Annotated in this window: 16 protein-coding genes, 1 other RNA gene and 1 pseudogene; 15 read left to right on the forward strand and 3 right to left on the reverse strand. The window is 66.3% G+C overall.

What is annotated here, in order from left to right:
- Position 1: 1 nt before the first annotated feature.
- On the reverse strand, positions 2-1,372 hold the full coding sequence (locus CVM73_RS32500) for an aminotransferase-like domain-containing protein (protein WP_167407176.1): 1,371 nt from the start codon (positions 1,370-1,372) through the stop codon (positions 2-4).
- Between the two features lie 73 nt (positions 1,373-1,445).
- On the opposite strand from CVM73_RS32500, the gene CVM73_RS32505 reads away from it, so the two are divergent.
- The 3 genes from CVM73_RS32505 (at position 1,446) to CVM73_RS32515 (ending at position 3,170) form a co-directional block, all read left to right on the forward strand.
- The gene (locus CVM73_RS32505; RefSeq protein WP_100235857.1) at positions 1,446-1,877 is read left to right on the forward strand and encodes a DUF983 domain-containing protein; all 432 of its coding nucleotides are present in this window, start codon (positions 1,446-1,448) and stop codon (positions 1,875-1,877) included.
- A 67-nt stretch (positions 1,878-1,944) separates the two neighbouring features.
- On the forward strand, positions 1,945-2,655 hold the full coding sequence (locus CVM73_RS32510; protein ID WP_167407177.1) for an alpha/beta fold hydrolase: 711 nt from the start codon (positions 1,945-1,947) through the stop codon (positions 2,653-2,655).
- Positions 2,652-3,170: a GNAT family N-acetyltransferase gene (locus tag CVM73_RS32515; RefSeq protein ID WP_100235859.1), complete on the forward strand. Its 519-nt coding sequence runs from the start codon at positions 2,652-2,654 to the stop codon at positions 3,168-3,170. Before CVM73_RS32510 ends, CVM73_RS32515 begins: the two co-directional genes overlap by 4 nt.
- Positions 3,171-3,301: 131 nt before the next feature.
- Here the strand turns inward: CVM73_RS32515 and rnpB are convergent.
- An RNA gene (gene rnpB, locus CVM73_RS32520) (RNase P RNA component class A) lies at positions 3,302-3,733 on the reverse strand.
- Positions 3,734-3,882: 149 nt separating this feature from the next.
- Here rnpB and CVM73_RS32525 point away from each other — a divergent pair.
- Together CVM73_RS32525 and CVM73_RS32530 are read left to right on the forward strand one after the other, a co-directional pair.
- Positions 3,883-4,233, forward strand: coding sequence for a YciI family protein (locus CVM73_RS32525; protein WP_100235860.1), 351 nt, complete (start codon positions 3,883-3,885; stop codon positions 4,231-4,233).
- A complete protein-coding gene (locus CVM73_RS32530; RefSeq protein ID WP_167407182.1) occupies positions 4,233-5,465 on the forward strand; it encodes an RNA polymerase sigma factor in 1,233 nt (410 codons plus the stop codon). Before CVM73_RS32525 ends, CVM73_RS32530 begins: the two co-directional genes overlap by 1 nt.
- Positions 5,466-5,666: 201 nt before the next feature.
- On the opposite strand, the gene CVM73_RS32535 is transcribed toward CVM73_RS32530, so the two are convergent.
- Positions 5,667-6,530 (reverse strand): N-acetylmuramoyl-L-alanine amidase, encoded by an 864-nt coding sequence (locus CVM73_RS32535; RefSeq protein ID WP_208639272.1) that lies wholly within the window; start codon positions 6,528-6,530, stop codon positions 5,667-5,669.
- A gap of 439 nt (positions 6,531-6,969) precedes the next feature.
- Between CVM73_RS32535 and rsmH the strand changes: the two genes are divergently transcribed.
- The 10 genes and pseudogenes from rsmH to murC all read left to right on the forward strand — a co-directional run bounded on the left by rsmH (position 6,970) and on the right by murC (position 19,910).
- The gene (gene rsmH, locus CVM73_RS32540; protein ID WP_167407178.1) at positions 6,970-7,968 is read left to right on the forward strand and encodes a 16S rRNA (cytosine(1402)-N(4))-methyltransferase RsmH; all 999 of its coding nucleotides are present in this window, start codon (positions 6,970-6,972) and stop codon (positions 7,966-7,968) included.
- Positions 7,969-7,971: 3 nt separating this feature from the next.
- The gene (gene ftsL / locus CVM73_RS32545; protein WP_100235863.1) at positions 7,972-8,364 is read left to right on the forward strand and encodes a cell division protein FtsL; all 393 of its coding nucleotides are present in this window, start codon (positions 7,972-7,974) and stop codon (positions 8,362-8,364) included.
- Entirely contained in the window at positions 8,361-10,115 is a 1,755-nt protein-coding gene (locus CVM73_RS32550) for a peptidoglycan D,D-transpeptidase FtsI family protein (RefSeq protein ID WP_100235864.1), read from the forward strand. The genes ftsL and CVM73_RS32550 overlap by 4 nt, the downstream gene beginning before the upstream one ends.
- A gap of 85 nt (positions 10,116-10,200) precedes the next feature.
- Positions 10,201-11,673, forward strand: a pseudogene (locus CVM73_RS32555) (UDP-N-acetylmuramoyl-L-alanyl-D-glutamate--2,6-diaminopimelate ligase).
- A complete protein-coding gene (locus CVM73_RS32560; protein WP_100235865.1) occupies positions 11,670-13,052 on the forward strand; it encodes a UDP-N-acetylmuramoyl-tripeptide--D-alanyl-D-alanine ligase in 1,383 nt (460 codons plus the stop codon). Before CVM73_RS32555 ends, CVM73_RS32560 begins: the two are co-directional and overlap by 4 nt.
- A 182-nt stretch (positions 13,053-13,234) precedes the next feature.
- Positions 13,235-14,338 carry a phospho-N-acetylmuramoyl-pentapeptide-transferase gene (mraY, locus tag CVM73_RS32565; RefSeq protein WP_100235866.1) on the forward strand — a complete coding sequence of 368 codons (1,104 nt, stop codon included), beginning with the start codon at positions 13,235-13,237 and terminating at the stop codon, positions 14,336-14,338.
- 10 nt (positions 14,339-14,348) lie between these two features.
- Positions 14,349-15,749 carry a UDP-N-acetylmuramoyl-L-alanine--D-glutamate ligase gene (gene murD, locus CVM73_RS32570; protein ID WP_100235867.1) on the forward strand — a complete coding sequence of 467 codons (1,401 nt, stop codon included), beginning with the start codon at positions 14,349-14,351 and terminating at the stop codon, positions 15,747-15,749.
- Positions 15,750-15,949: 200 nt separating this feature from the next.
- A complete protein-coding gene (ftsW, locus tag CVM73_RS32575) occupies positions 15,950-17,101 on the forward strand; it encodes a putative lipid II flippase FtsW (RefSeq protein ID WP_100235868.1) in 1,152 nt (383 codons plus the stop codon).
- A 184-nt stretch (positions 17,102-17,285) separates the two neighbouring features.
- Positions 17,286-18,386: an undecaprenyldiphospho-muramoylpentapeptide beta-N-acetylglucosaminyltransferase gene (gene murG / locus CVM73_RS32580; protein WP_100235869.1), complete on the forward strand. Its 1,101-nt coding sequence runs from the start codon at positions 17,286-17,288 to the stop codon at positions 18,384-18,386.
- Between the two features lie 120 nt (positions 18,387-18,506).
- Positions 18,507-19,910, forward strand: coding sequence for a UDP-N-acetylmuramate--L-alanine ligase (gene murC, locus CVM73_RS32585; RefSeq protein WP_100235870.1), 1,404 nt, complete (start codon positions 18,507-18,509; stop codon positions 19,908-19,910).
- Positions 19,911-20,001 lie beyond the last annotated feature (91 nt).

The following is a 20,001-nucleotide window of genomic DNA, read 5'->3' on the forward strand; positions in this document are numbered from 1 at the left end:
TCTAGACGATCTGCCTGGTGTCGGCGGGCTTGTGCAGCGCGCCGACCAGGATGCGCAGCGCCTCGGTCAATTCCGGCCTGTTCCGTGCCGCCCCGAGCGAGACGCGCGCCGCGTGCGGCGGTGTCCCGTCGACTGCAAAGGCATCGCCGGCGACGATCGCGAGTCCATTCCGAAGCAGATGCGCAGCGACGTCGGGGCGTCCTTCCGGCAGCCGCAGCCAGAGATGATGCGCCGCAGGCTTGGCGAGGAATTGAAAGCCTTTCAGTGCGCGCTGCGCGAGTTGCTGGCGGCCGACCGCTTCGGCGCGGATGGCAGTGATGATGCGGTCGGCGATGCCGGTCTCGATCCAGTGCGTCACCAGCGCGACCATCAGTGGTGCCGGCATTTGTACGGTTGCCTGCAAGGAGGTGCGCATGTGAAGCTGCGCGCCGCTGTCGGGCGTCACCAGATAGGCAACGCGCAGCGCGGGCGCGATGCATTTTGACAGTGTGGTCGCGAGATAAGTCCGCTCCGGAATGAGGTTCGCGATCGGCGAAGCCGAGCGGTCGAGCAGGCCGTAGGCGTCGTCCTCGATCAGGATCGTGTCGGCATCGCCAATGATCTTTGCGATGGCGCTGCGCCGCTCGGCGGAAAGCGTCGCGGTGGTCGGATTGTGCAGCGTCGGAATGAGGTAGACGGCCTTGGGTCTGTGCGTGCGGCAGGCCTTTGCCAGCGCATCGGGCAGAATGCCGTCCTCGTCCATCGCGACTCCGACGAGCTTGACGCCGAGCCGCGCTGCAGCGGCCTTGATGCCGGGGAAGGTGAGCGCCTCGGTCAACACGATGTCGCCGGGCCGCGCGAGATGGGCAAGCATGTTGAACAGGATCGTCTGCGTGCCGGGAAAGATCACGAGCCTGTCGGCGTGTGCGTGCGGAACGCGTGCGCGCATCCAGCGCGCCGCGACCTCGCGCTCATGTGCGCTGCCGCCGGGCGGCTGATAGTTCAGGAACGCGGTCAGGCCCGACTGTGCGCGCAGGGCTTCCATTCCGGCGATGATGCGCTCGTCGAGCTGCGCCTCCAGCGGATGCGGCGGCACGTTCATCGAGAGGTCGATCGTAACAGGATGCGGCAGGTCGACGGCGCGGCGTGCGCTGGTCTCCGACACGAACGAGCCCTGTCCGACGCGGGCTTCCATGATGCCCCGGCGTCGGGCTTCGGTGTAGGCGCGCGTCACCGTGGTAAGGTCGACGCCGAGCGCTTTTGCAAGTGCGCGCTGCGTCGGCAATTGCTGGCCGCGCACCAGCCTCCCGGCGGCGATATCGGCTTCCATGGCCTCGACGATGCGCTGGTAGCGCGGGCCCAAGAGCTCCGAGATTGTAGGGGTCCAATCCATGCAATATAGGACCATATCCTTTGAATGTATGGATGCAAGATATTATTGTATGGATCGTTGAAAAGGAAGAGGTATGGTCATGGCGACGGTCTCTCTGGCAAAGGCGATGTGGCGCGGCTTCGGCGGCAAATGTCCCAATTGCGGGGAAGGGCGCATGTTCGGCCGCTTCCTGAAAGTGGCTGACGCTTGCGATCATTGCGGCGAAGAGCTGTTTCACCAGCGCGCCGACGACTTTCCCGCCTATCTCGTGATGGTCGTGGTCGGCCATCTCGTGGTGCCGGCGATCCTCGCGATCGAGACCGCATACGCGCCGCCGGAGTGGCTGCAGCTCGCGGTGTGGCTGCCGGTGACGCTGTTCGCGTCGCTCGCATTGCTGCAACCGACCAAGGGCGCCATCGTCGGACTGCAATGGCAGCTCGGCATGCACGGCTTCGAGGCGAGCAAGCTGCGGCGCGAGGCCGGCGACCTTGCGCCGGTGCTGGTGAAGGACACGCGCGCAGCCTGAAGCGGCGTTTACATCGCGCGGCCGGCCGCTACACTCCATCGTACCAACAAGAACGATGGAAACGCCGATGGCTGCGCGCGCAAAGACCTTCCTGCTCTGTCATGGCGCATGGTCCGGCGGATGGGCCTGGAAGAAGATGCATCCGCTGATGGCGCAGGCCGGCCATCGCCTGGTGGCGCCGACCTACACCGGGCTCGGCGAGCGCGCGCATCTCGCAAGCCCGGCGATCGATCTGGAAACGCACATCCAGGACATTCTCAACGTCATCGCCTTCGAGGATCTCAGCGACATCGTGCTGCTTGGCCATAGCTATGGTGGCATGGTCGCGACGGGCGTCGCGGACCGCGCGCGCGAGCGCGTGACGCAGCTGATCTATCTCGACGCCTTCGTGCCGCGTGACGGCCAGTCGCTGTTCGATCTCAACGAGGGCGGGCGCGAGCCGATGCGCAAGGCCACGGCCTCGGGCGACGGCTATCGCATCCCGCCGAACCCGCCGCCGCCGGACACGCCTCAAGCCGATCTCGACTGGCTCAATGCACGCCGCGTCCCAATGCCGATCAAGTGCTTCGAGACCAAGCTGAGGCTCGAACACGGCGAGCCGGCGATGCCTCGCAGCTACATTTATTGCACGCGCATCCCGCCGGGCGACGTGTTCGGGCAGTTCGCCAGGCGGACGAGGAGCGAGGATGGCTGGCGCTATGTCGAACTCGACGCCAGCCATGCGCCGAATGTTACCGCGCCCGAGGCGCTGATCGCGGTGTTGGAAGGCACGTCGTGATCAGGCAAGCCGAGCAGCGAGACGCGTCCAGCCTGGCAGCGGTGAGCATAGAAGTCTGGCTGAGCACTTATCTCCGCGAAGGGGTGAACGCATTTTTCGCGGACTACGTTCTTGCCGAGTTCACTGCGCAGAAGTTTCGGGACGCTGTCAGTGATCCCAATCTATCGATCTGGGTGTCGGAGAACCGGATAGGAATCGACGGTTTCGTGACGGTCGGTTCGACGTCCACGCCGCCGCTGGCCAATTGCCCGCCGCTGGAAATCATGACCCTGTATGTTCAACCGAGACACCAGTCGGGCGGAAGAGGCGTTGCACTTCTGCAGCGCGCCTTGGCTCATTGCCGGAGCATGGGTGGCGAACGGGTCTGGCTGAAGGTCAACGCGCAAAATGATCGAGCCATCGCCTTCTATCTGCGACATGGCTTCAAGAGGATCGGCTCCACGCATTTCGTGATTGCTGACAGTGCGTACGAAAACTTCGTTATGGAAGCAGATATCCCGTGTCCCGTGGACTGAAGGCCCGGAATGACGTCAGCCCAAAATTGGTGAGGGGTCCGATGCGCTAGCACCGAACCCCTCGTCGCTTCTTTGGTAGACGCGCTGTCTTGACGCGAACCGGAACTCCACTTCGCTCGAAAGCGCTTTAGAATATCAGCCGGCCTGTAAGCCGGGTTCTGTAGGGCATCGTCCGCTTGCGCGAACGATGCGTGACGGCCATTCCTCTGGGGTCATGTTTGCACATGGCCTCGAGCAACCTACCCGGACGGCGGGCCTGACATCGCCCCGCGGCGTTATCGCTTTCGCGAACAGCCCGCTTAAGCCGTCCCTATTCGGTTTTGCTCCCGGTGGGGTTTACCATGCCGGCTCCGTTGCCGGAACCGCGGTGCGCTCTTACCGCACCTTTTCACCCTTACCTCGCCGAAGCCCCGAAGGGGCGAAGGCGGGCGGTTCGTTCTCTGTGGCACTTTCCCTGGGGTCACCCCCGCCGGACGTTATCCGGCACCGCATGTCAAGGGAGCCCGGACTTTCCTCCCCGGCGGCCTTTCGGCACCTGCCGGAGCGGCCGTCCGGCCGACTGACGGATTAGGCATGGGGATTTGTGCTGCTCCCGTCAAGGAGATATCGCTCCCGAACGTCGGTTGAAGAATTTTTATCCTGAAGATGTCGTTTGGCGTATGCCCCGTTCGACTGAATGTCGGCGATCCAGCCGAACAACAGGAGTTGAGCAATGCAGTACCTGCTGCTGATCTACCGGAATGAACAGAAGCTGATCAACATGAACCCCACCGACCGTCAGAAAGTGTCGGAGGAGTACGGCGCCTACACGCAGTCCATCATCCAGAGCGGTCACTTCAAGGCCGGCGACGGGCTGCAGCCGACCACGACGGCGACCACCGTGCGCGTGCGCGAGGGCAAGACCCTGACGACCGATGGCCCGTTCGCGGAGACCCGCGAGCAACTCGGCGGCTACTATCTGGTCGAGGCCAAGGATCTCGACACCGCCATTTCGCTCGCTGCGCGGATTCCCGAAGCCAGGGAAGGGTCGATCGAGGTCAGGCCGGTCATGATCTACAAGTGATCGCCTCCACCGACATCGACAAGATCTTCCGCGACGAGGCGGGGCGGGCGCTGGCCACGCTGATCCGCCTCGTCGGGGATTTCGATCTCGCCGAGGACGCGCTGCAGGATGCCTTCGCGGTTGCGCTCGAACGCTGGTCGAACTGCGAACTGCCGGAAAATCCGCGCGCCTGGCTGGTCAATGTCGCCAAGCACAAGGTGATCGACCGCATCCGCCGCCAAGCCGTCTTTCGCGGCAAGCAGCAGGCGCTGGTGCACGAGCTCGAGCTCAACGCGCTGAGCCCCGACGAGCCGCCGGCAACGCTCGACGACGACATGCTGCGGCTGATCTTCACCTGCTGCCATCCCGCGTTCGCGCCCGAGGTCCAGGTCGCGCTGACGCTGCGCACTGTCTGCGGGCTGTCGACGGCGCAGGTCGCGCGCGCCTTTCTCGTGGGCGAGGAGGCGATGGCGCAGCGGCTCGTCCGCGCCAAGCAGAAGATCAGGCTTGCCGGCATCCCCTATGAGGTGCCGGAGCGCGAGGCGCTGGCGCCGCGGCTCGATGGCGTGCTCGCCGTGATCTATCTCGTCTTCACCGAGGGCTATGTCGCGACCGAGGGCACGGACCTGATGCGGCCCGATCTCGTCGTCGAGGCCATCCGGCTTGGCCGCCTGCTGGACCGGCTGATGCCCGATCGTGCCGGCATCAAGGGCCTGCTGGCGTTGATGCTGCTGCACGACGCGCGCCGCGCCGGGCGCCAGACACCGGCCGGCGACATCGTGCTGCTCGAAGAGCAGGACCGCGCGCTGTGGGATCGCGCGCAGATCGAGGAGGGCTTGCTCCTGGTGGAGGACGCGCTCCGCGTACCGGGCCGGCCGCAACCCTATGCGGTGCAAGCTGCGATCGCGGCGCTGCATGCACGCGCAACCAGTTTTGAGGAGACCGATTGGCCGCAGATTGCGGGGCTCTACCAGGTGCTGCTGCGTATCAGCCCTTCGCCGGTAATCGAGCTCAACCACGCCGCGGCGGTGTCGATGATCGACGGCCCGGCACGCGCGCTCGATCTCGTCGATGCGATCACCGCGCGCGGCGGGCTTCGCGGCTATGAGCTGCTGCCCGCAGTGCGCGCGGATTTGTTGCGGCGACTCGGCAGGACGAACGAGGCGCGCGAGGCCTATCATGCGGCGACCGAGGCGACGCAGCTCGAGCCGTTGCGGAGGCTCTATGCGCGACGGCTGAGGGAGATGGAGTAGGGCCCTCGTGCCCCGGACGCAGCGCAGCGCCCCCTCCCGGCGATGCGAAGCATCGTCCGGTGCGGTGCGCTGCAGAGCCGGGGCCCATCTCTCCGCAGTGGACTCGTTTGGCGACTGGGTCCTGGCTCTGCGCAGCAGCGCAAGAGCGCTGCAGCGCGTCCGGGACACGAGACGGGGCAATGGCGCGTACGGCTCTCGCCCTCACTTCGACGCCACCGTCGTCCCGTCCGCCGGCAAGCTCGCCAGGAGCGCCTGCAATGTCGACAGCGTGGAATGATCCGCGACACCGTCGAGCCGCGTGGGGCGGAAATGGCGCTGGAAGGCGGTGACGACCTCCATCGTCGCAGCGTCGTATTTGCCGTTCAGAGGCACGCCATAGCCGTACCTTGCGAGCGCCTGCTGCATGCTCAGCACCGCATCGCTGATGGTGCCGAGCATCAGGGTCTCGCCTCGAACGATCGGCGCCGGCGTGACCCAGTGACCGACGCCGGAATTGGCCAGCGAATGCCACGGAAACTTCTCGCCGGGGTCCTTCTTGCGGGCGGGCGCGACGTCGGAATGGCCGAGCACCCGGTGCGCCGGCACCTTGCGGCGGAGCATGATGCCGCGGCACAGCGCGATCACGGCGGCGATCTGGCGCAGCGGAAACTCGGGATAGCCCCAGTCATGGCCGCGATTGATGATCTCGATGCCGATCGAGCAGGAGTTGATGTCGTCCTCGCCGGCCCAGGAGGAGACGCCCGCGTGCCAGGCACGCTTGGCCTCGGGCACGCATTGCACGATGCGGCCGTCCTCCAGCACGACATAATGCGCCGAGACCTCGGTGCCGGCCGTGCAGAGGCGCGCCAGCGCGCCCTCGACATCGGGCATGCCGGTGTAGTGCAGCACGATCATGTCCGGCTGCCGTCCCTTGCTGCGCTCGCCATAATTGGGCGAGGGGATGATGTCCGACACGATCGAGGAATCGGGCTCGAACGTCCGCAGGCTCGCCGCGGTCTTGGGAACCGGGAGAACACGGTGACGCTTCGAATCAGATCCAGACGGCGTGGACGAACCGGAGGGCATGAGCAGCTCAAACGGACGGAGATGGGGCAAGCCCTTCTCTTTACTATTCCTTTACCCTCCACCGCACGCAATCGCGCGGCGGGGTTAATGGATGCATTTTGGCGATGTGTGTGGATGAAGCATCACCCCCTCGTCACCTTTTCCACTTGTCACGAGCCGAGCAACGCTTTCTTAACGCTAAGGGCCGTTACTGAGTGATGAAGAGCCGACCCGCGTCCGGAGGCGGCCAAAGCGTATTTTGGCTCGAAATCCCATGGCTGCCCGACAAATTCCACTGGGAACACTGGGTTTGTGGCCCGGGACGACCGGGTTCGGTAATCATGCTGGACAGGGGCATTGTCGTGGAACCGCCGCGACGCGCAATGATTCGAGGCGTTATGGGCTTGTTCGACCCCGATCTCGCTTGGATGTCAGGCTGGGCGGTCGGCAGGCGTCGCGCATGAGCTCGGTTCCGCATATCCCCGTTCTTGGCCGTGAGGCCATCGCGCATCTCGCCCCGCGCGAGGGCGGCGTCTACGTCGACGCCACTTTTGGTGCCGGCGGCTATAGTCGCGCGATCCTGGAGGTGCCGGGAACCCGACTCATCGCCATTGATCGCGACCGCACCGCGATTGCCGGCGGTGCCGAGCTGGTCGAACGCTCCGCGGGCCGGCTGACGCTGGTCGAGGACCGCTTCTCCAACCTTGCCGAGGTCTGCGCGGCGCAAGGCGTCGATGGCGTCGACGGCGTCGACGGCGTCGTGATGGATGTCGGCGTGTCCTCGATGCAGCTCGACCGGGCCGGCCGCGGCTTCTCCTTCCGTCTCGACGGTCCGCTCGACATGCGGATGGGGCAGACAGGCCCGACCGCGGCGGACGTCGTCGCGCGCGCCTCCGAAGGCGATCTCGCCGACATCATCTATCTGTTCGGCGAGGAGCGGCATTCGCGCCGCATCGCCCGCGCCATCGTGGCGGACCGGCAGGAAACCCCGTTCACGACCACGCGCGCGCTCGCCGATCTCGTCGGCAGGGTCGTGCGATCGAAGCCGGGCGACATTCACCCGGCGACGCGGACGTTCCAGGCGCTGCGCATCTTCGTCAACGAAGAGCTCGAGGAACTCCAGACGGCGCTCGCTGCGGCCGAGCGCGTGCTCAAGCCCGGCGGCCGCCTCGTCGTCGTCTCGTTCCATTCGCTGGAAGACCGCATCGTCAAGAATTTCCTCTCCGAGCGGTCCAAGACGGGCGGCGGTTCGCGGCATCTGCCGGAAGTCGCGCAAAGTCCGCCGAGCTTCCAGCTGCTGACGCGGCGGCCGGTCGTCGCCGGTGAGGACGAAGTTGCGCATAATCCGCGCGCGCGCTCCGCAAAGCTGCGCGCCGCCGAGCGCACCTCGGCGCCGGCGCATGAGACCGACGAGACATCGTCCTGGCCAAAGCTCTCCGACGTGATGAGGGGCGGCTAGCGCATGCGCATCATCCACCTCCTCGTCATCGGTGCGCTGATCTTCGCGGCCGCCCATGTCTACCGGATCAAGATGGACTCCACGGCGCGCACCGAGAAGGTGCTGCGGCTGCATGCGGAGATCCGCGAACAGCGCGATGCGATCGCTTCGCTGCGCGCCGAATGGGCCAAGCTCGATGCGCCCTTGCGCCTGCAAGGACTGTCCGACCGGCATCTGTCGCTGAAGCCGGTCAACGGCACGCAATATGATTCGCTGAAGAACCTGCCGGAGCGTCCGCCGCGGATGTTCAGGCCGGGCGAGCCCGATCCGATCGGGGCCATGCTCAAGACCATCGAAGCCGCGAGCGACCCCGACACGGTGACGGGCTCCGTATCTCAGCCCGAGGACAAGCGATGAGCCCGGCGACGCCTGCAAGACCAACCGAAAAGCCGACTGAGCCCTGGCGGCAGCGGCTGATCCGCAGCCTGCTCTACGGGCGCAACGTCGATCGCGCCGCGAAGGCGCGCGCGCGCGTCGGTCTCGCGATGCTCGCCTTCGCCTCGGTCTACGCCCTGATCGGTGGCCGGCTCGTGATGTTTGCGATCGGAGCCGACGCCCACGGCGCGCGCCGCGCCGCGGCGCAGGAGGTGGTTGCGACCGCGCGGCCCGACATCGTCGACCGCAACGGCGCCATCCTTGCGACCGACGTCAAGGCGGCGAGCCTGTTCGGCGAGCCGCGCCGCATCATCGACAAGGACGAGGCGATCGAGCTCCTGACCGCGACCATTCCCGACCTCGACGAGGCCGAGGTTCGCGAGCGCCTGAAGTCGCGCAAGGGCTTCGCCTGGCTCAAGCGCGAGGTCACGCCGGCGCAGCAGCAGGCCATCCACAAGCTCGGCATTCCCGGCATCGGCTTCCTGCGCGAGAACAAGCGCGTCTATCCGACCGGCAACGAGGTCGCCCATCTCATCGGGCTCGTCAACATCGACAACCAGGGCATCGCCGGCCTGGAGAAGTGGCTCGACAACCAGGGGCTCGCCGATCTCCATCGCGCCGGCTTTGCCACCGACCGGCTGCAAAAGCCGATCGAGCTCTCGGTCGATCTGCGCGTCGAGCACGCGCTGCGCGACGAGCTGTTGAAGGCCAAGGACAAGTTCCACGCCAAGGCCGCCTCCGGCATCGTCTCCAACGTCAAGACCGGCGAGATCGTGGCGATGGTCTCGCTCCCGGACTTCGACCCCAACAATCCCAGGGAAGCGCACGACCCCGACCGCATCAACCGCCTGACCACCGGCGTCTACGAGATGGGCTCGACCTTCAAGGCGTTCACGCTGGCGATGGCGCTCGATTCCGGCAAGATCAATTTGAACTCGTCTTGGGATGCGCGCGGAAACCTGCATTACGGCAAGTTCACCATCCACGACAGCCATCCGCTCGGGCGCTTCATCAACACCAAGGAAGTGTTCACCTTCTCCTCCAACATCGGCGCGGCGCGGATCGCGCTCGGCCAGGGCGTCGAGGCGCACAAGGCGTTCCTCGCCAAGATGGGGCAGTTGACGCGGCTGCGCACCGAATTGCCGGAGAGCGCGGCGCCGCTGATCCCGCGCCGCTGGGGCGAATTGAACACGGTGACCATCGCGTTCGGCCAGGGCATGTCGGTGGCGCCGCTGCAGGCGGTGATGGGGATCAACGCGCTGGTGAACGGCGGCTATTTGATTCCGCCGACCTTCATGAAGCGTAGCGAGTCCGAGGCCGCAGCGGTGGCCAAGCGCGTCGTCAAGCCGGAGACCAGCGACAAGATGCGGTTCCTGATGCGGCTCAACGCCGAGATCGGCACCGCCAAGACCGCCGACGTCAAGGGCTACTACGTCGGCGGCAAGACCGGCACGTCCGAAAAGGTCATCAACGGCCGCTACGCCAAGAAGCGCGTGCTCAACTCGTTCACCGCCATCATGCCCTGCGACGATCCGAAATATCAGATCCTGGTGATGCTGGACGAGCCGCAGGCGATTCCCGAGACGAAGGGCTTCATCACCTCGGGCTGGAACGCGGTGCCGACCGGCGGCAAGGTGATCGAGCGGATCGCGCCGCTTCTGGGCGTCGAGCCGCGGTTCGACCTGCCGCCGTCCGAGCGCCTTATTCTTGCAGCATCCAGGACAACCCAGTAATCAACCGGGTGGGCCATCGCCGGTACTGAGTCGGGATTTTCCTTGAGGATTCGGCTTTCCGGCCGGGCATGTCGACTGGAAGACCATGAAGCGGCGCGCCCTCTTAGGTCAGGCCGTTCTGGGCAATGATGCCGCGCCCGAGCCCGCCGTTGCGGCGCTCGAGGTGAGCGGCGTTGCGCTCGACAGCCGCGTGGTCAAGCCGGGCGATCTCTTCTTCGCGCTGGCGGGCAGCAAGACCGACGGCGCTCGCTTCATCGATACTGCGGTTGCTGCGGGCGCGATCGCCGTCGTCGGCGACCATGTGCCGGCAGCATGCAAGGTGCCGTTCATCGCCGTCGCCAATCCGCGCCGCGCGCTGGCGCTCGCCGCCGCAAGATTGTTCCCCGCGCAGCCCGCGACGATCGCCGCGGTGACCGGAACCAGCGGCAAGACCTCGGTCGCGGCCTTCACGCGCCAGATCTGGGAACGGCTGGGGCATGCCTCCGCCAGCATCGGCACCATCGGTCTCATCTCGCCCAAGCGCACCGTCTACGGCTCGCTGACGACGCCGGATCCGATCGCGTTGCACCGGCAGCTAGATGAGATCGCGCGCGAAGGCGTCACGCATCTCGCCTTCGAGGCCTCCTCGCACGGGCTCGACCAGTATCGCCTCGACGGCGTGCGCGTCTCGGCCGGCGGCTTCACCAATCTCTCGCGCGACCACATGGATTATCATCCGACCGTTGCGCATTATCTCGCGGCCAAGCTCCGCCTGTTCCGCGAGCTGGTGCCGCCGGGCGGCGCCGCAGTGATCTCGGCCGATCATGATTGCTCGGCGGAGGCGATCGAGGCGGCGACGGCGCGCGGCCTGCGCGTCATGGCGGTGGGCCGCAACGGCGATGGAGGAGGCGAGGGCATTCGTCTCACCGAGGCCGAGGTCGAAGGCTTCTCGCAGAAGCTCACGGTCGAGCATCGCGGCAAACGCTATGCGATCCGGCTGCCGCTGGTCGGCGAATTCCAGATCGAGAACGCGCTGGTGTCGGCCGGCCTTGCCATCGGCACCGGCAGCGATGCGGCAGACGTGTTTGCGAGCTTGGAACATCTCGAAGGCGCCAAGGGCCGGCTCGAGCGCGTCGGCGAGCGCAACGGCGCGCCGATCTTCGTCGACTACGCACACAAGCCCGATGCGCTGGCGTAGGCGTTGCAGGCGCTGCGGCCCTATGCGAAGCGCAGGCTGGTCGTCGTGTTCGGCGCCGGCGGCGACCGCGATGCCGGCAAGCGTCCGATCATGGGCGAGATCGCGGCGGAGAATGCCGACGGCGTCATCGTCACCGACGACAATCCGCGCAGCGAGAAGCCGGAAGCCATCCGCGCGGCGATCCTCGCCACCGCCAGGGGCGCCCGCGAGATCGGCGATCGCGCCGCCGCGATCCGCGCGGCGATCGAGGACTTGCAGGAGGGCGATGCGCTGCTCATCGCCGGCAAGGGGCATGAGACCGGACAGATCGTCGGCGGGGACGTTCTGCCCTTCAGTGATCACGAGGCGGTTGCGGCCGCATTAGCGTCGAGGATTGCATGAGCGCGCCAATATGGACGGTTGCCGAGGTCGCGCGTGCGCTTGCCGTGGCCGGATCGTTCCCGGATACGCCAATCGACTTCGTCACGCAGGACAGCCGGCTGGTGAAGCCGGGCAGCCTGTTCGTCGCGCTGAGCGGCACGCCAAGCGGCGGCTTCGTCTCCGCCTTCGCGAGCGCGCGCGACGGCTGGGAGTTCGCCGACAAGGCGGAGGCTTCGGGCGCGGTCGCGATGATCGTGCCGCATGAGATCGCGGGCATCCGTATTCCCCAGATCGTCGTCAAGGACACGCTGATCGACGGCCTCTGGGGACTCGCGCGCGCCGCACGCGCGCGCTTCAATGGGCCGGTGATCGGGCTGACCGGCAGCGCGGGCAAGACCAGCACCAAGGAGTTTCTGGCGGCCTATCCGAACGCCTATGCGAGCCCGTCGAGCTTCAACAATTTCTGGGGCGTGCCGCTGACGCTGTGCAATGCGCGGCCCGATGCCAGCCTCTGGGTCGTCGAGATGGGCATGAACCAGCAAGGTGAGATCGCGCGGCTCAGCGAACTCACGCGGCCGACCGTCGCGCTCCTCGTCAACGTCCAGCCGGTGCATCTGGAAAAGCTCGGCTCGCTCGACGCCATCAGGCGCGAGAAGGTGTCGATCGCGCTCGGCCTGCCCGAGGGCGGCGTGCTGGTGCTGCCCGCCGGGATCAAGGCGCCCGAATGGAAGGGCAAGGTCGTGCGCTTCGGCGGCGAGCATGCCGAGGTGCACGAGGTCGCGCACGCGCCGCATGGCGAGAGCTGGCAGGTCGTGGCCATGATCGGGAAGAAGGAGATCGCCTTCAGCCTGACGCCGGGCGCGCCGCACCGGGTGCACAATGCGCTGGCCGCGCTCGCCGCCGTTCATGCTGCGCATCTCGACGTCGCGACGCTCGCGATCAAGCTCGACCGCGTCGGCATCATGACCGGCCGCGGCGTCGAGCAGGCGGTCGGCGACGTCACCGTGATCGACGACAGTTTCAACGGCAATCCAGCCAGCGTTGCTGCCGCGCTGCAAAGCCTGCAGGCGCGCAATATGAGCGGCGGCCGCCGCATTGCGGTGCTCGGCGACATGCTGGAGCTCGGCGACGATGCGCCAGACTACCACACCGCGCTCGTCAAGCATCTCGACGGGATCGACGGGGTCTACTGCGTCGGCGCTCTGATGCGCCACCTCTATGACGTGCTCCCGGCCGGAAAGGGCCTCGGCTGGCACGACGATCCCGCCACGTTGAAGCCGGGCGAGGTCGCAAATCTGCTGCAGGCAGGCGATGTCGTGGTTGTCAAGGGCAGCAAGAAGATGTTCTGGGTCAACAAGTTTGTGCCGGGCCTGGTGGCCGCCTTGCAGGCAAAGGCGTAAACTGCTTGGAAGGCGCTGTTCCCGAATCCCATCCTTTGCGGCGGAAGCCGTGCGTTTTCCCTGAGGTCACACCTGACCCGATGATGAAGACCAGCGAATGAGCGTGAGGCACGTTGAGGCCAAGATAAAGGCCGAGAACAAGGCCAAGGCCGCGTGTGCAAAGGCGCCATAGGACCGTCTGAATGTTTTACTGGCTGATCGAGCTCTCCAACACATTTCCAGGCTTCGGTGCGGTTCGCACCTTCCTGAACGTCTTCCGCTACATCACCTTCCGCACTGGCGGCGCCGTCGTGACCGGCGCGCTGTTCGTGTTCCTGTTCGGCCCCTGGATCATCGATCACTTGCGCATTCGCCAGGGCAAGGGCCAGCCGATCCGCACCGACGGTCCGCAATCGCATCTCGCCAAGAAGGGCACGCCCACCATGGGCGGGCTGATGATCCTCTCCGGCCTCACGGTCGGTACCGTGCTGTGGGCCAATCCGCTCAACCCCTATGTGTGGATCGTGCTGGCGGTGACGCTCGGCTTCGGCTTCGTCGGCTTCTATGACGATTACCTCAAGGTGACCAAGCAGACCACGACCGGATTCGGCAGCAAGCTTCGCCTGCTGATCGAAGCGGTCATCGCGCTGGTCGCCTGCTACGCGCTGGTGCGGCTGAACCGTGATCCCGCCTCGACCGCGCTGACGATTCCCTTCCTGAAGGACACGGTGCTGCATTTCGGCTGGTTCTTCGTAATCTTCGGCGCCTTCGTCATTGTCGGCTCGGGCAACGCGGTGAACCTCACCGACGGTCTCGACGGCCTCGCCATCGTGCCGGTGATGATCGCGACCGCGAGCTTTGCGATGATCGCCTATCTCGCCGGCAACGCCGTGTTCGCCGAATATCTCCAGATCAAATATGTCGCGGGCACCGGCGAGCTTGCGGTGCTGTGCGGCGCGCTTCTGGGCGCCGGCCTCGGCTTCCTCTGGTTCAACGCGCCGCCGGCGTCGATCTTCATGGGCGACACCGGCTCGCTCGCGCTCGGCGGCATGCTGGGTGCCATCGCGGTCGCTGTGAAGCACGAGATCGTGCTCGCGGTGATCGGCGGCCTGTTCGTGCTGGAGGCGGTATCCGTCATCGTGCAGGTGGTGTCGTTCAAGCTCACGGGAAAGCGCATCTTCCGGATGGCGCCGATCCATCACCATTTCGAGCAGCTCGGCTGGACCGAGCCGCAGATCGTGATCCGCTTCTGGATCATCTCGGTGATGCTGGCGCTCGCCGGCCTCTCCACGCTGAAGCTGCGCTGACGGTCACGCGATGATCCCCGTCACATCCTTCGCCGGCAAGACGGTCGCGGTGTTCGGCCTCGGCGGCTCGGGGCTCGCCTCCTGCCACGCGCTGAAAGCCGGCGGCGCGGAAGTGGTCGCCGCCGACGACAATGCCGAGAACGTCGCCAAGGCCGCGCAGGCCGGCTTCGTCACCGCCGATTTGCGCAACGTCTCCTGGGCGAATGTCGCAAGCCTCGTGCTCGCGCCCGGCGTGCCGCTCACCCATCCGGTGCCGCACTGGAGTGTGCTGAAGGCGCGCGAAGCCGGCGTCGAGGTGATCGGCGACATCGAATTGTTCTGCCGTGAGCGGCGGCGGCATGCGCCGGAGGCGCCGTTCATCGCCATCACCGGCACCAACGGCAAGTCGACCACGACGGCGCTGATCGCGCACCTCACCAAGGTCGCCGGCTACGACACCCAGATGGGCGGCAACATCGGCACCGCGATTCTGTCGCTGGAGCCGCCGCGCATGGGCCGCGTCCACGTCATCGAGATGTCGTCCTACCAGATCGACCTCACGCCTTCGCTCGATCCTTCCATCGGTATCCTGCTCAATGTCAGCGAGGACCACATCGACCGTCACGGCAACATCGAACATTACGCCGCGGTGAAGGAGCGGCTTGTCGCCGGCGTGCAAGGCGGCGGTACGTCGATCGTCGGCGTCGACGACGGTTTCTGCCGCGATGTGGCCGACCGGCTCGACCGTGCCGGGAAGACCGTGGTACGCATCTCGGTCAAGAATCCGCTCGCGACCGGCATTTACTTCGAGCACGGCAATATCGTGCGCGCCTCGGGCGGCGCCCGCAGCGAGGTCGCCGTGCTCGGAGGCATCGGGTCGTTGCGCGGTCTGCACAACGCGCAGAACGCGGCCTGCGCCGCCGCCGCCGCGCTCGCGATGGGCATCAGCCTGGATGTGCTGCAGAACGGCCTGCGCAGCTTTCCCGGCCTTGCGCACCGCATGGAGCAGGTCGGCCGCCGCGGCAACGTGCTGTTCGTCAACGACTCCAAGGGCACCAACGCCGACGCTACCGCGCATGCGCTGTCGTCCTTTGCCGACATCTTCTGGATCGCGGGCGGCAAGCCGAAGGCCGGCGGCATCACCAGCCTGACCGGCTTCTTCCCGCGCATCCGCAAAGCCTATCTGATCGGCGAGGCCGCGCAGGAGTTTTCCGGCACGCTGGGCGAAGAGGTCGCGCACGAGATCAGCCAGACCCTCGACGTCGCCGTCGAGCACGCCGCACGCGATGCGGAGGCGTCGGGCCTTACAGATGCCGTCGTGCTGCTCTCGCCCGCCTGCGCCTCGTTCGACCAGTACCGCAACTTCGAGATCCGCGGCACCAAGTTCCGCGAGCTGGTGCAGGCGCTGCCGGGCGTGAAGCCGGTGGTGTGAACTGCGCTCTCGTGTCCCGGACGCGCGTAGCGCGAGCCGGGACCCAGCAGCCGCAATGGGCCCCGGCTCTGCAGCGCACCGCAAGGGCGCTGCGCTGCGTCCGGGGCACGAGACTGTTCACAACTTCATCGCTTCCCTTAACCCCCCGGTAACCAACCTCGGCGACCAATGGACGGACCTCTGTCCGAAAGCGGCCGCCCATGCTCTCCCGTGAAGAACGCACCCCCTTTTCCGAGTGGTGGTGGACCGTCGACAAGCCGCTGATGGGCGCCATCCTGGGGCTGATGCTGACCGGCGTGATCCTGTCGCTGGCGGCGAGCCCGCCGGTTGCGACCCGCATCGGCCTCGATGCCTTTCACTTCTTCAGCCGCCACGTGCTGTTCCTGGTGCCATCCTGCATCGTGCTGCTCGGCGTCTCCTTCTTGTCGCCGCGCGCGATCCGCCGCTCGGCGCTGATCATCTTCGCAGCGAGCATCGTCCTGATCGTGCTCACGCTCGCGATCGGCCCTGAGGTGAAGGGCTCGCGGCGCTGGATCACGCTGCTCGGCGTCAATATCCAGGCTTCCGAAATCGCAAAACCGTCCTTCGTCGTCATTGCGGCCTGGCTGTTCGCGGAATCGACCAAGCGCCCTGAAATGCCGGCGACCTCGATGGCGCTGGTGCTGCTCTTGATGCTGGTGTCGCTGCTGGTGATGGAGCCGGATTTCGGCCAGACCATGCTGATCCTGATGGTGTGGGGCTCGCTGTTCTTCATCGCAGGGATGCGCATGATCTGGGTATTTGGCCTCGCAGGCGCCGCCGCCGCGGGCCTGTTCAGCGCCTATCTGTTCGTCCCGCACGTCGCGGGGCGCATCAAGCGCTTCATGAACCCGGCCTCCGGTGACACCTTCCAGGTCGATACCGCGATGGAAGCCTTCTACAACGGCGGCTGGTTTGGGCTCGGACCGGGCGAGGGAATTGCAAAACGCAGCCTGCCGGACAGCCATACCGACTTCGTTTTCGCGGTTGCGGCCGAAGAGTTCGGCATCATCCTGTGCCTTGCGATGCTGGCGCTGTTCGCCTTCGTCGTCATCCGCACGCTGTCGCGCGCCTATGCCAATGAGGACATGTTCTCGCGCTTCGCGGCTTCCGGCCTTGCGATCCTGTTCGGCGTGCAGGCGGCGATCAACATGTCGGTGAACCTGCAGCTCATCCCCGCCAAGGGCATGACGCTGCCGTTCATCTCCTATGGCGGCTCCTCGATCGTCTCGCTCGCCTATGGCGTCGGCATGATGCTGGCGCTGACGCGGCTGCGGCCGCGCACCGAGGTCGAGGCGAGCGGCCACGCCGAGGCGATGCGGAGTTACGCGTGATCCTCGTGTCCCGGACCAGCTCCGCGAAGCGGAGCGCAGAGCCGGGACCCAGAGTGCCGTGGGCATGGGCCCCGGTTCAGCAGCGCACCACGCCGCGAAGTGCGGCGCATTGCGCTGCGCCCGGGGCACGAGCACCGTCGTTGCGGCTCGCAATGGCCGCTGACAGCCTGTAAAACTCCCCACCATGAACTCCTCCCCCCTGATTCTTCTCGCCGCGGGCGGCACCGGCGGCCATCTGTTCCCCGCCGAGGCGCTCGGGGTCGAGCTGATCCGGCGCGGCTTTCGCGTCCGCCTCGTCACCGACGAGCGCGCGTTGCGCTATAGCGGGCTGTTCAGCAAGGACATGATCGACGTCGTCAGAAGCGAGACCGCGCGCGGCCGCAATCCGTTTCAGCTTGCCTATGCCGGCCTCACGCTCGCCGCCGGCACGCTGTCGGCCTACGCGCTGATCAGGCGGTTGAAGCCCGTCGCCGTCGTCGGCTTCGGCGGCTATCCGACGCTGCCGCCGCTGGTCGCGGCGAAATTCGCCGGCGTGCCCGGTATCATCCACGACGCCAATGCGGTGCTCGGCCGCGCCAACCGGTTCCTGTCGAGCCGCGTCCGCGCCATCGCGACATCCTTGCCCGGCGTGCTCGATCGCGATCCGGCGCTGTCAGGCAAGACCACGACGGTCGGCACGCCGATGCGGCCCGCGATCCTCGCGGCCGCTGCCGTGCAATACACCGCGCCCGAAACCAACGGTCCGCTGCGCCTGCTCGTCGTCGGCGGCAGCCAGGGCGCGCGCATCATGGCCGACATCGTGCCTGATACGATCGAGCGGCTCGAGCCCGCGCTGTGGAGCCGGCTGGTTCTGACCCAGCAGGTGCGTGAAGAGGACATGACTCGCGTGCGTGCGGTCTACGACAAGCTCAAGATCAAGGCCGAGCTTGCGCCGTTCTTCACCGATCTGCCGGCGCGGCTTGCCTCCAACCATCTGGTGGTGTCGCGCTCCGGCGCGGGCACCGTCGCCGAGCTCGCGGCGATCGGCCGGCCCTCGATTCTGGTGCCGTTGCCCGGCTCGATCGACCAGGACCAGTTCGCCAATGCGGGCGTGCTGGCCAAGGTCGACGGCGCCATCCGGATCCCGCAGACCGAGTTCACGCCCGATCGTCTCGCCTCGGAAATCTCCGCCTTCGCCGCCGAGCCCGCGCGCCTTGCCGCCATGGCCGAGGCCGCCCGTGGCGCCGGCCGGCTAGATGCCGCCGAGCGGCTGGCGGATCTCGTGGTCAAAGTCGCTGGAATCTGACGCAAAAAGCCCTTGTCTTCGCGTTCCAAAGCGGGGCATCCAGTAGGAACGGCCCGCGGCTGATTTGGCCGTGACTTCGCCAGATGCCGCCCTTTCGGTGGCAAGGTCAGGGAACAGAGCATGAGACTGCCGCGCGAGATCGGACCCATCCACTTCGTCGGGATCGGCGGGATCGGCATGAGCGGCATCGCCGAGGTGCTGGTCAATCTCGGCTACGCCGTGCAGGGCTCGGACGCCGCCGACAATTACAATCTCGATCGTCTGCGCAAGAAGGGCGCGAAAGTCTCGGTCGGCCACAAGGCCGAGAATATCGACGGCGCCGAGGTCGTGGTCGTGTCCTCCGCGATCAAGCGCGACAATCCGGAATTGATGGCGGCGCGCGAGAAACGCATTCCCGTGGTGCGCCGCGCCGAGATGCTGGCCGAGCTGATGCGGCTGAAGAGCTGCGTCGCCATCGCCGGCACCCACGGCAAGACCACCACGACCACGATGGTCGCAACGCTGCTCGATGCCGGCGGGCTCGATCCCACCGTCATCAACGGCGGCATCATCAACGCCTACGGCTCCAACGCGCGCCTGGGCGACGGTGACTGGATGGTGGTGGAGGCCGATGAGAGCGACGGCACCTTCCTGAAGCTGCCGACCGATGTCGCGATCGTCACCAATGTCGACCCCGAGCATCTCGACCACTTCAAGACCTTCGCGGCCGTGCAGGACGCGTTCCGTCACTTCGTCGAGAACCTGCCGTTCTACGGCTTCGCCGTGATGTGCATCGATCATCCCGTGGTGCAGAGCCTCGTCGGCAGGATCGAAGACCGCCGCATCATCACTTACGGTGAGAATCCGCAGGCCGATGCGCGGCTGGTTGATCTCACCGCGGGCGGCGGCGGCTCGAAGTTCAAGGTCGTGATCCGCGACCGCAAGACCGGCACCACGCATGAGATCGCCGATCTCGCGCTGCCGATGCCGGGGCGCCACAACGCCTCCAATGCGACGGCTGCAATTGCAGTCGCTCACGCGCTCGGCGTTTCCGACGACAAGATTCGCAGTGCCATCGCAGGCTTCGGCGGCGTCAAGCGCCGCTTCACCAAGACCGGCGAATGGAACGGCGTCACCGTGATCGACGATTACGGCCATCACCCCGTGGAGATCGCGGCGGTGCTGAAGGCGGCGCGCGATTCCTACACCGGCAAGGTGATCGCCGTGGTGCAGCCGCATCGCTACACCCGCCTGCAGTCGCTGTTCGAGGAATTTTGCACCTGCTTTAACGATGCCGATGCGGTTGTTGTCGCCGACGTCTATGCCGCCGGCGAGGCGCCGATCGAAGGCATCGACCGCGACCATTTCGTCGCGGGCCTGCGCGCGCATGGCCATCGCGAGGTGATCCCGCTGCCGGCAGCGTCGGAGCTCGCCGGCATCGTCAAGGCATTGGCAAAGCCAGGCGATCTCGTCGTGTGTCTTGGCGCCGGCAACATCACGCAATGGGCGTACGCGCTGCCGGGCGAATTGAAGGCGCTGGGATGAGCGAGCGGATGTCGAGTCATCGTCGATCACTGCCCGTGTGGCCACCCCTCTCCCTAACCCTCCCCCGCAAGGGGGGAGGGAACCCATCCGC

Origin of the sequence: Bradyrhizobium forestalis, assembly GCF_002795245.1 — a bacterium.
In the GTDB taxonomy this organism is placed as follows: Bacteria; Pseudomonadota; Alphaproteobacteria; order Rhizobiales; family Xanthobacteraceae; genus Bradyrhizobium; species Bradyrhizobium forestalis.

Coding starts and splice junctions, on each gene's coding strand:
- CVM73_RS32500 (WP_167407176.1), bottom strand. CDS start 1,372: ATGGATTGGACCCCTACAATCTCGGAGCTCTTGGGCCCGCGCTACCAG.
- CVM73_RS32505 (WP_100235857.1), top strand. CDS start 1,446: ATGGTCATGGCGACGGTCTCTCTGGCAAAGGCGATGTGGCGCGGCTTC.
- CVM73_RS32510 (WP_167407177.1), top strand. CDS start 1,945: ATGGCTGCGCGCGCAAAGACCTTCCTGCTCTGTCATGGCGCATGGTCC.
- CVM73_RS32525 (WP_100235860.1), top strand. CDS start 3,883: ATGCAGTACCTGCTGCTGATCTACCGGAATGAACAGAAGCTGATCAAC.
- CVM73_RS32535 (WP_208639272.1), bottom strand. CDS start 6,530: ATGCCCTCCGGTTCGTCCACGCCGTCTGGATCTGATTCGAAGCGTCAC.
- rsmH (WP_167407178.1), top strand. CDS start 6,970: ATGAGCTCGGTTCCGCATATCCCCGTTCTTGGCCGTGAGGCCATCGCG.
- ftsL (WP_100235863.1), top strand. CDS start 7,972: ATGCGCATCATCCACCTCCTCGTCATCGGTGCGCTGATCTTCGCGGCC.
- CVM73_RS32550 (WP_100235864.1), top strand. CDS start 8,361: ATGAGCCCGGCGACGCCTGCAAGACCAACCGAAAAGCCGACTGAGCCC.
- CVM73_RS32560 (WP_100235865.1), top strand. CDS start 11,670: ATGAGCGCGCCAATATGGACGGTTGCCGAGGTCGCGCGTGCGCTTGCC.
- mraY (WP_100235866.1), top strand. CDS start 13,235: ATGTTTTACTGGCTGATCGAGCTCTCCAACACATTTCCAGGCTTCGGT.
- murD (WP_100235867.1), top strand. CDS start 14,349: ATGATCCCCGTCACATCCTTCGCCGGCAAGACGGTCGCGGTGTTCGGC.
- ftsW (WP_100235868.1), top strand. CDS start 15,950: ATGCTCTCCCGTGAAGAACGCACCCCCTTTTCCGAGTGGTGGTGGACC.
- murG (WP_100235869.1), top strand. CDS start 17,286: ATGAACTCCTCCCCCCTGATTCTTCTCGCCGCGGGCGGCACCGGCGGC.
- murC (WP_100235870.1), top strand. CDS start 18,507: ATGAGACTGCCGCGCGAGATCGGACCCATCCACTTCGTCGGGATCGGC.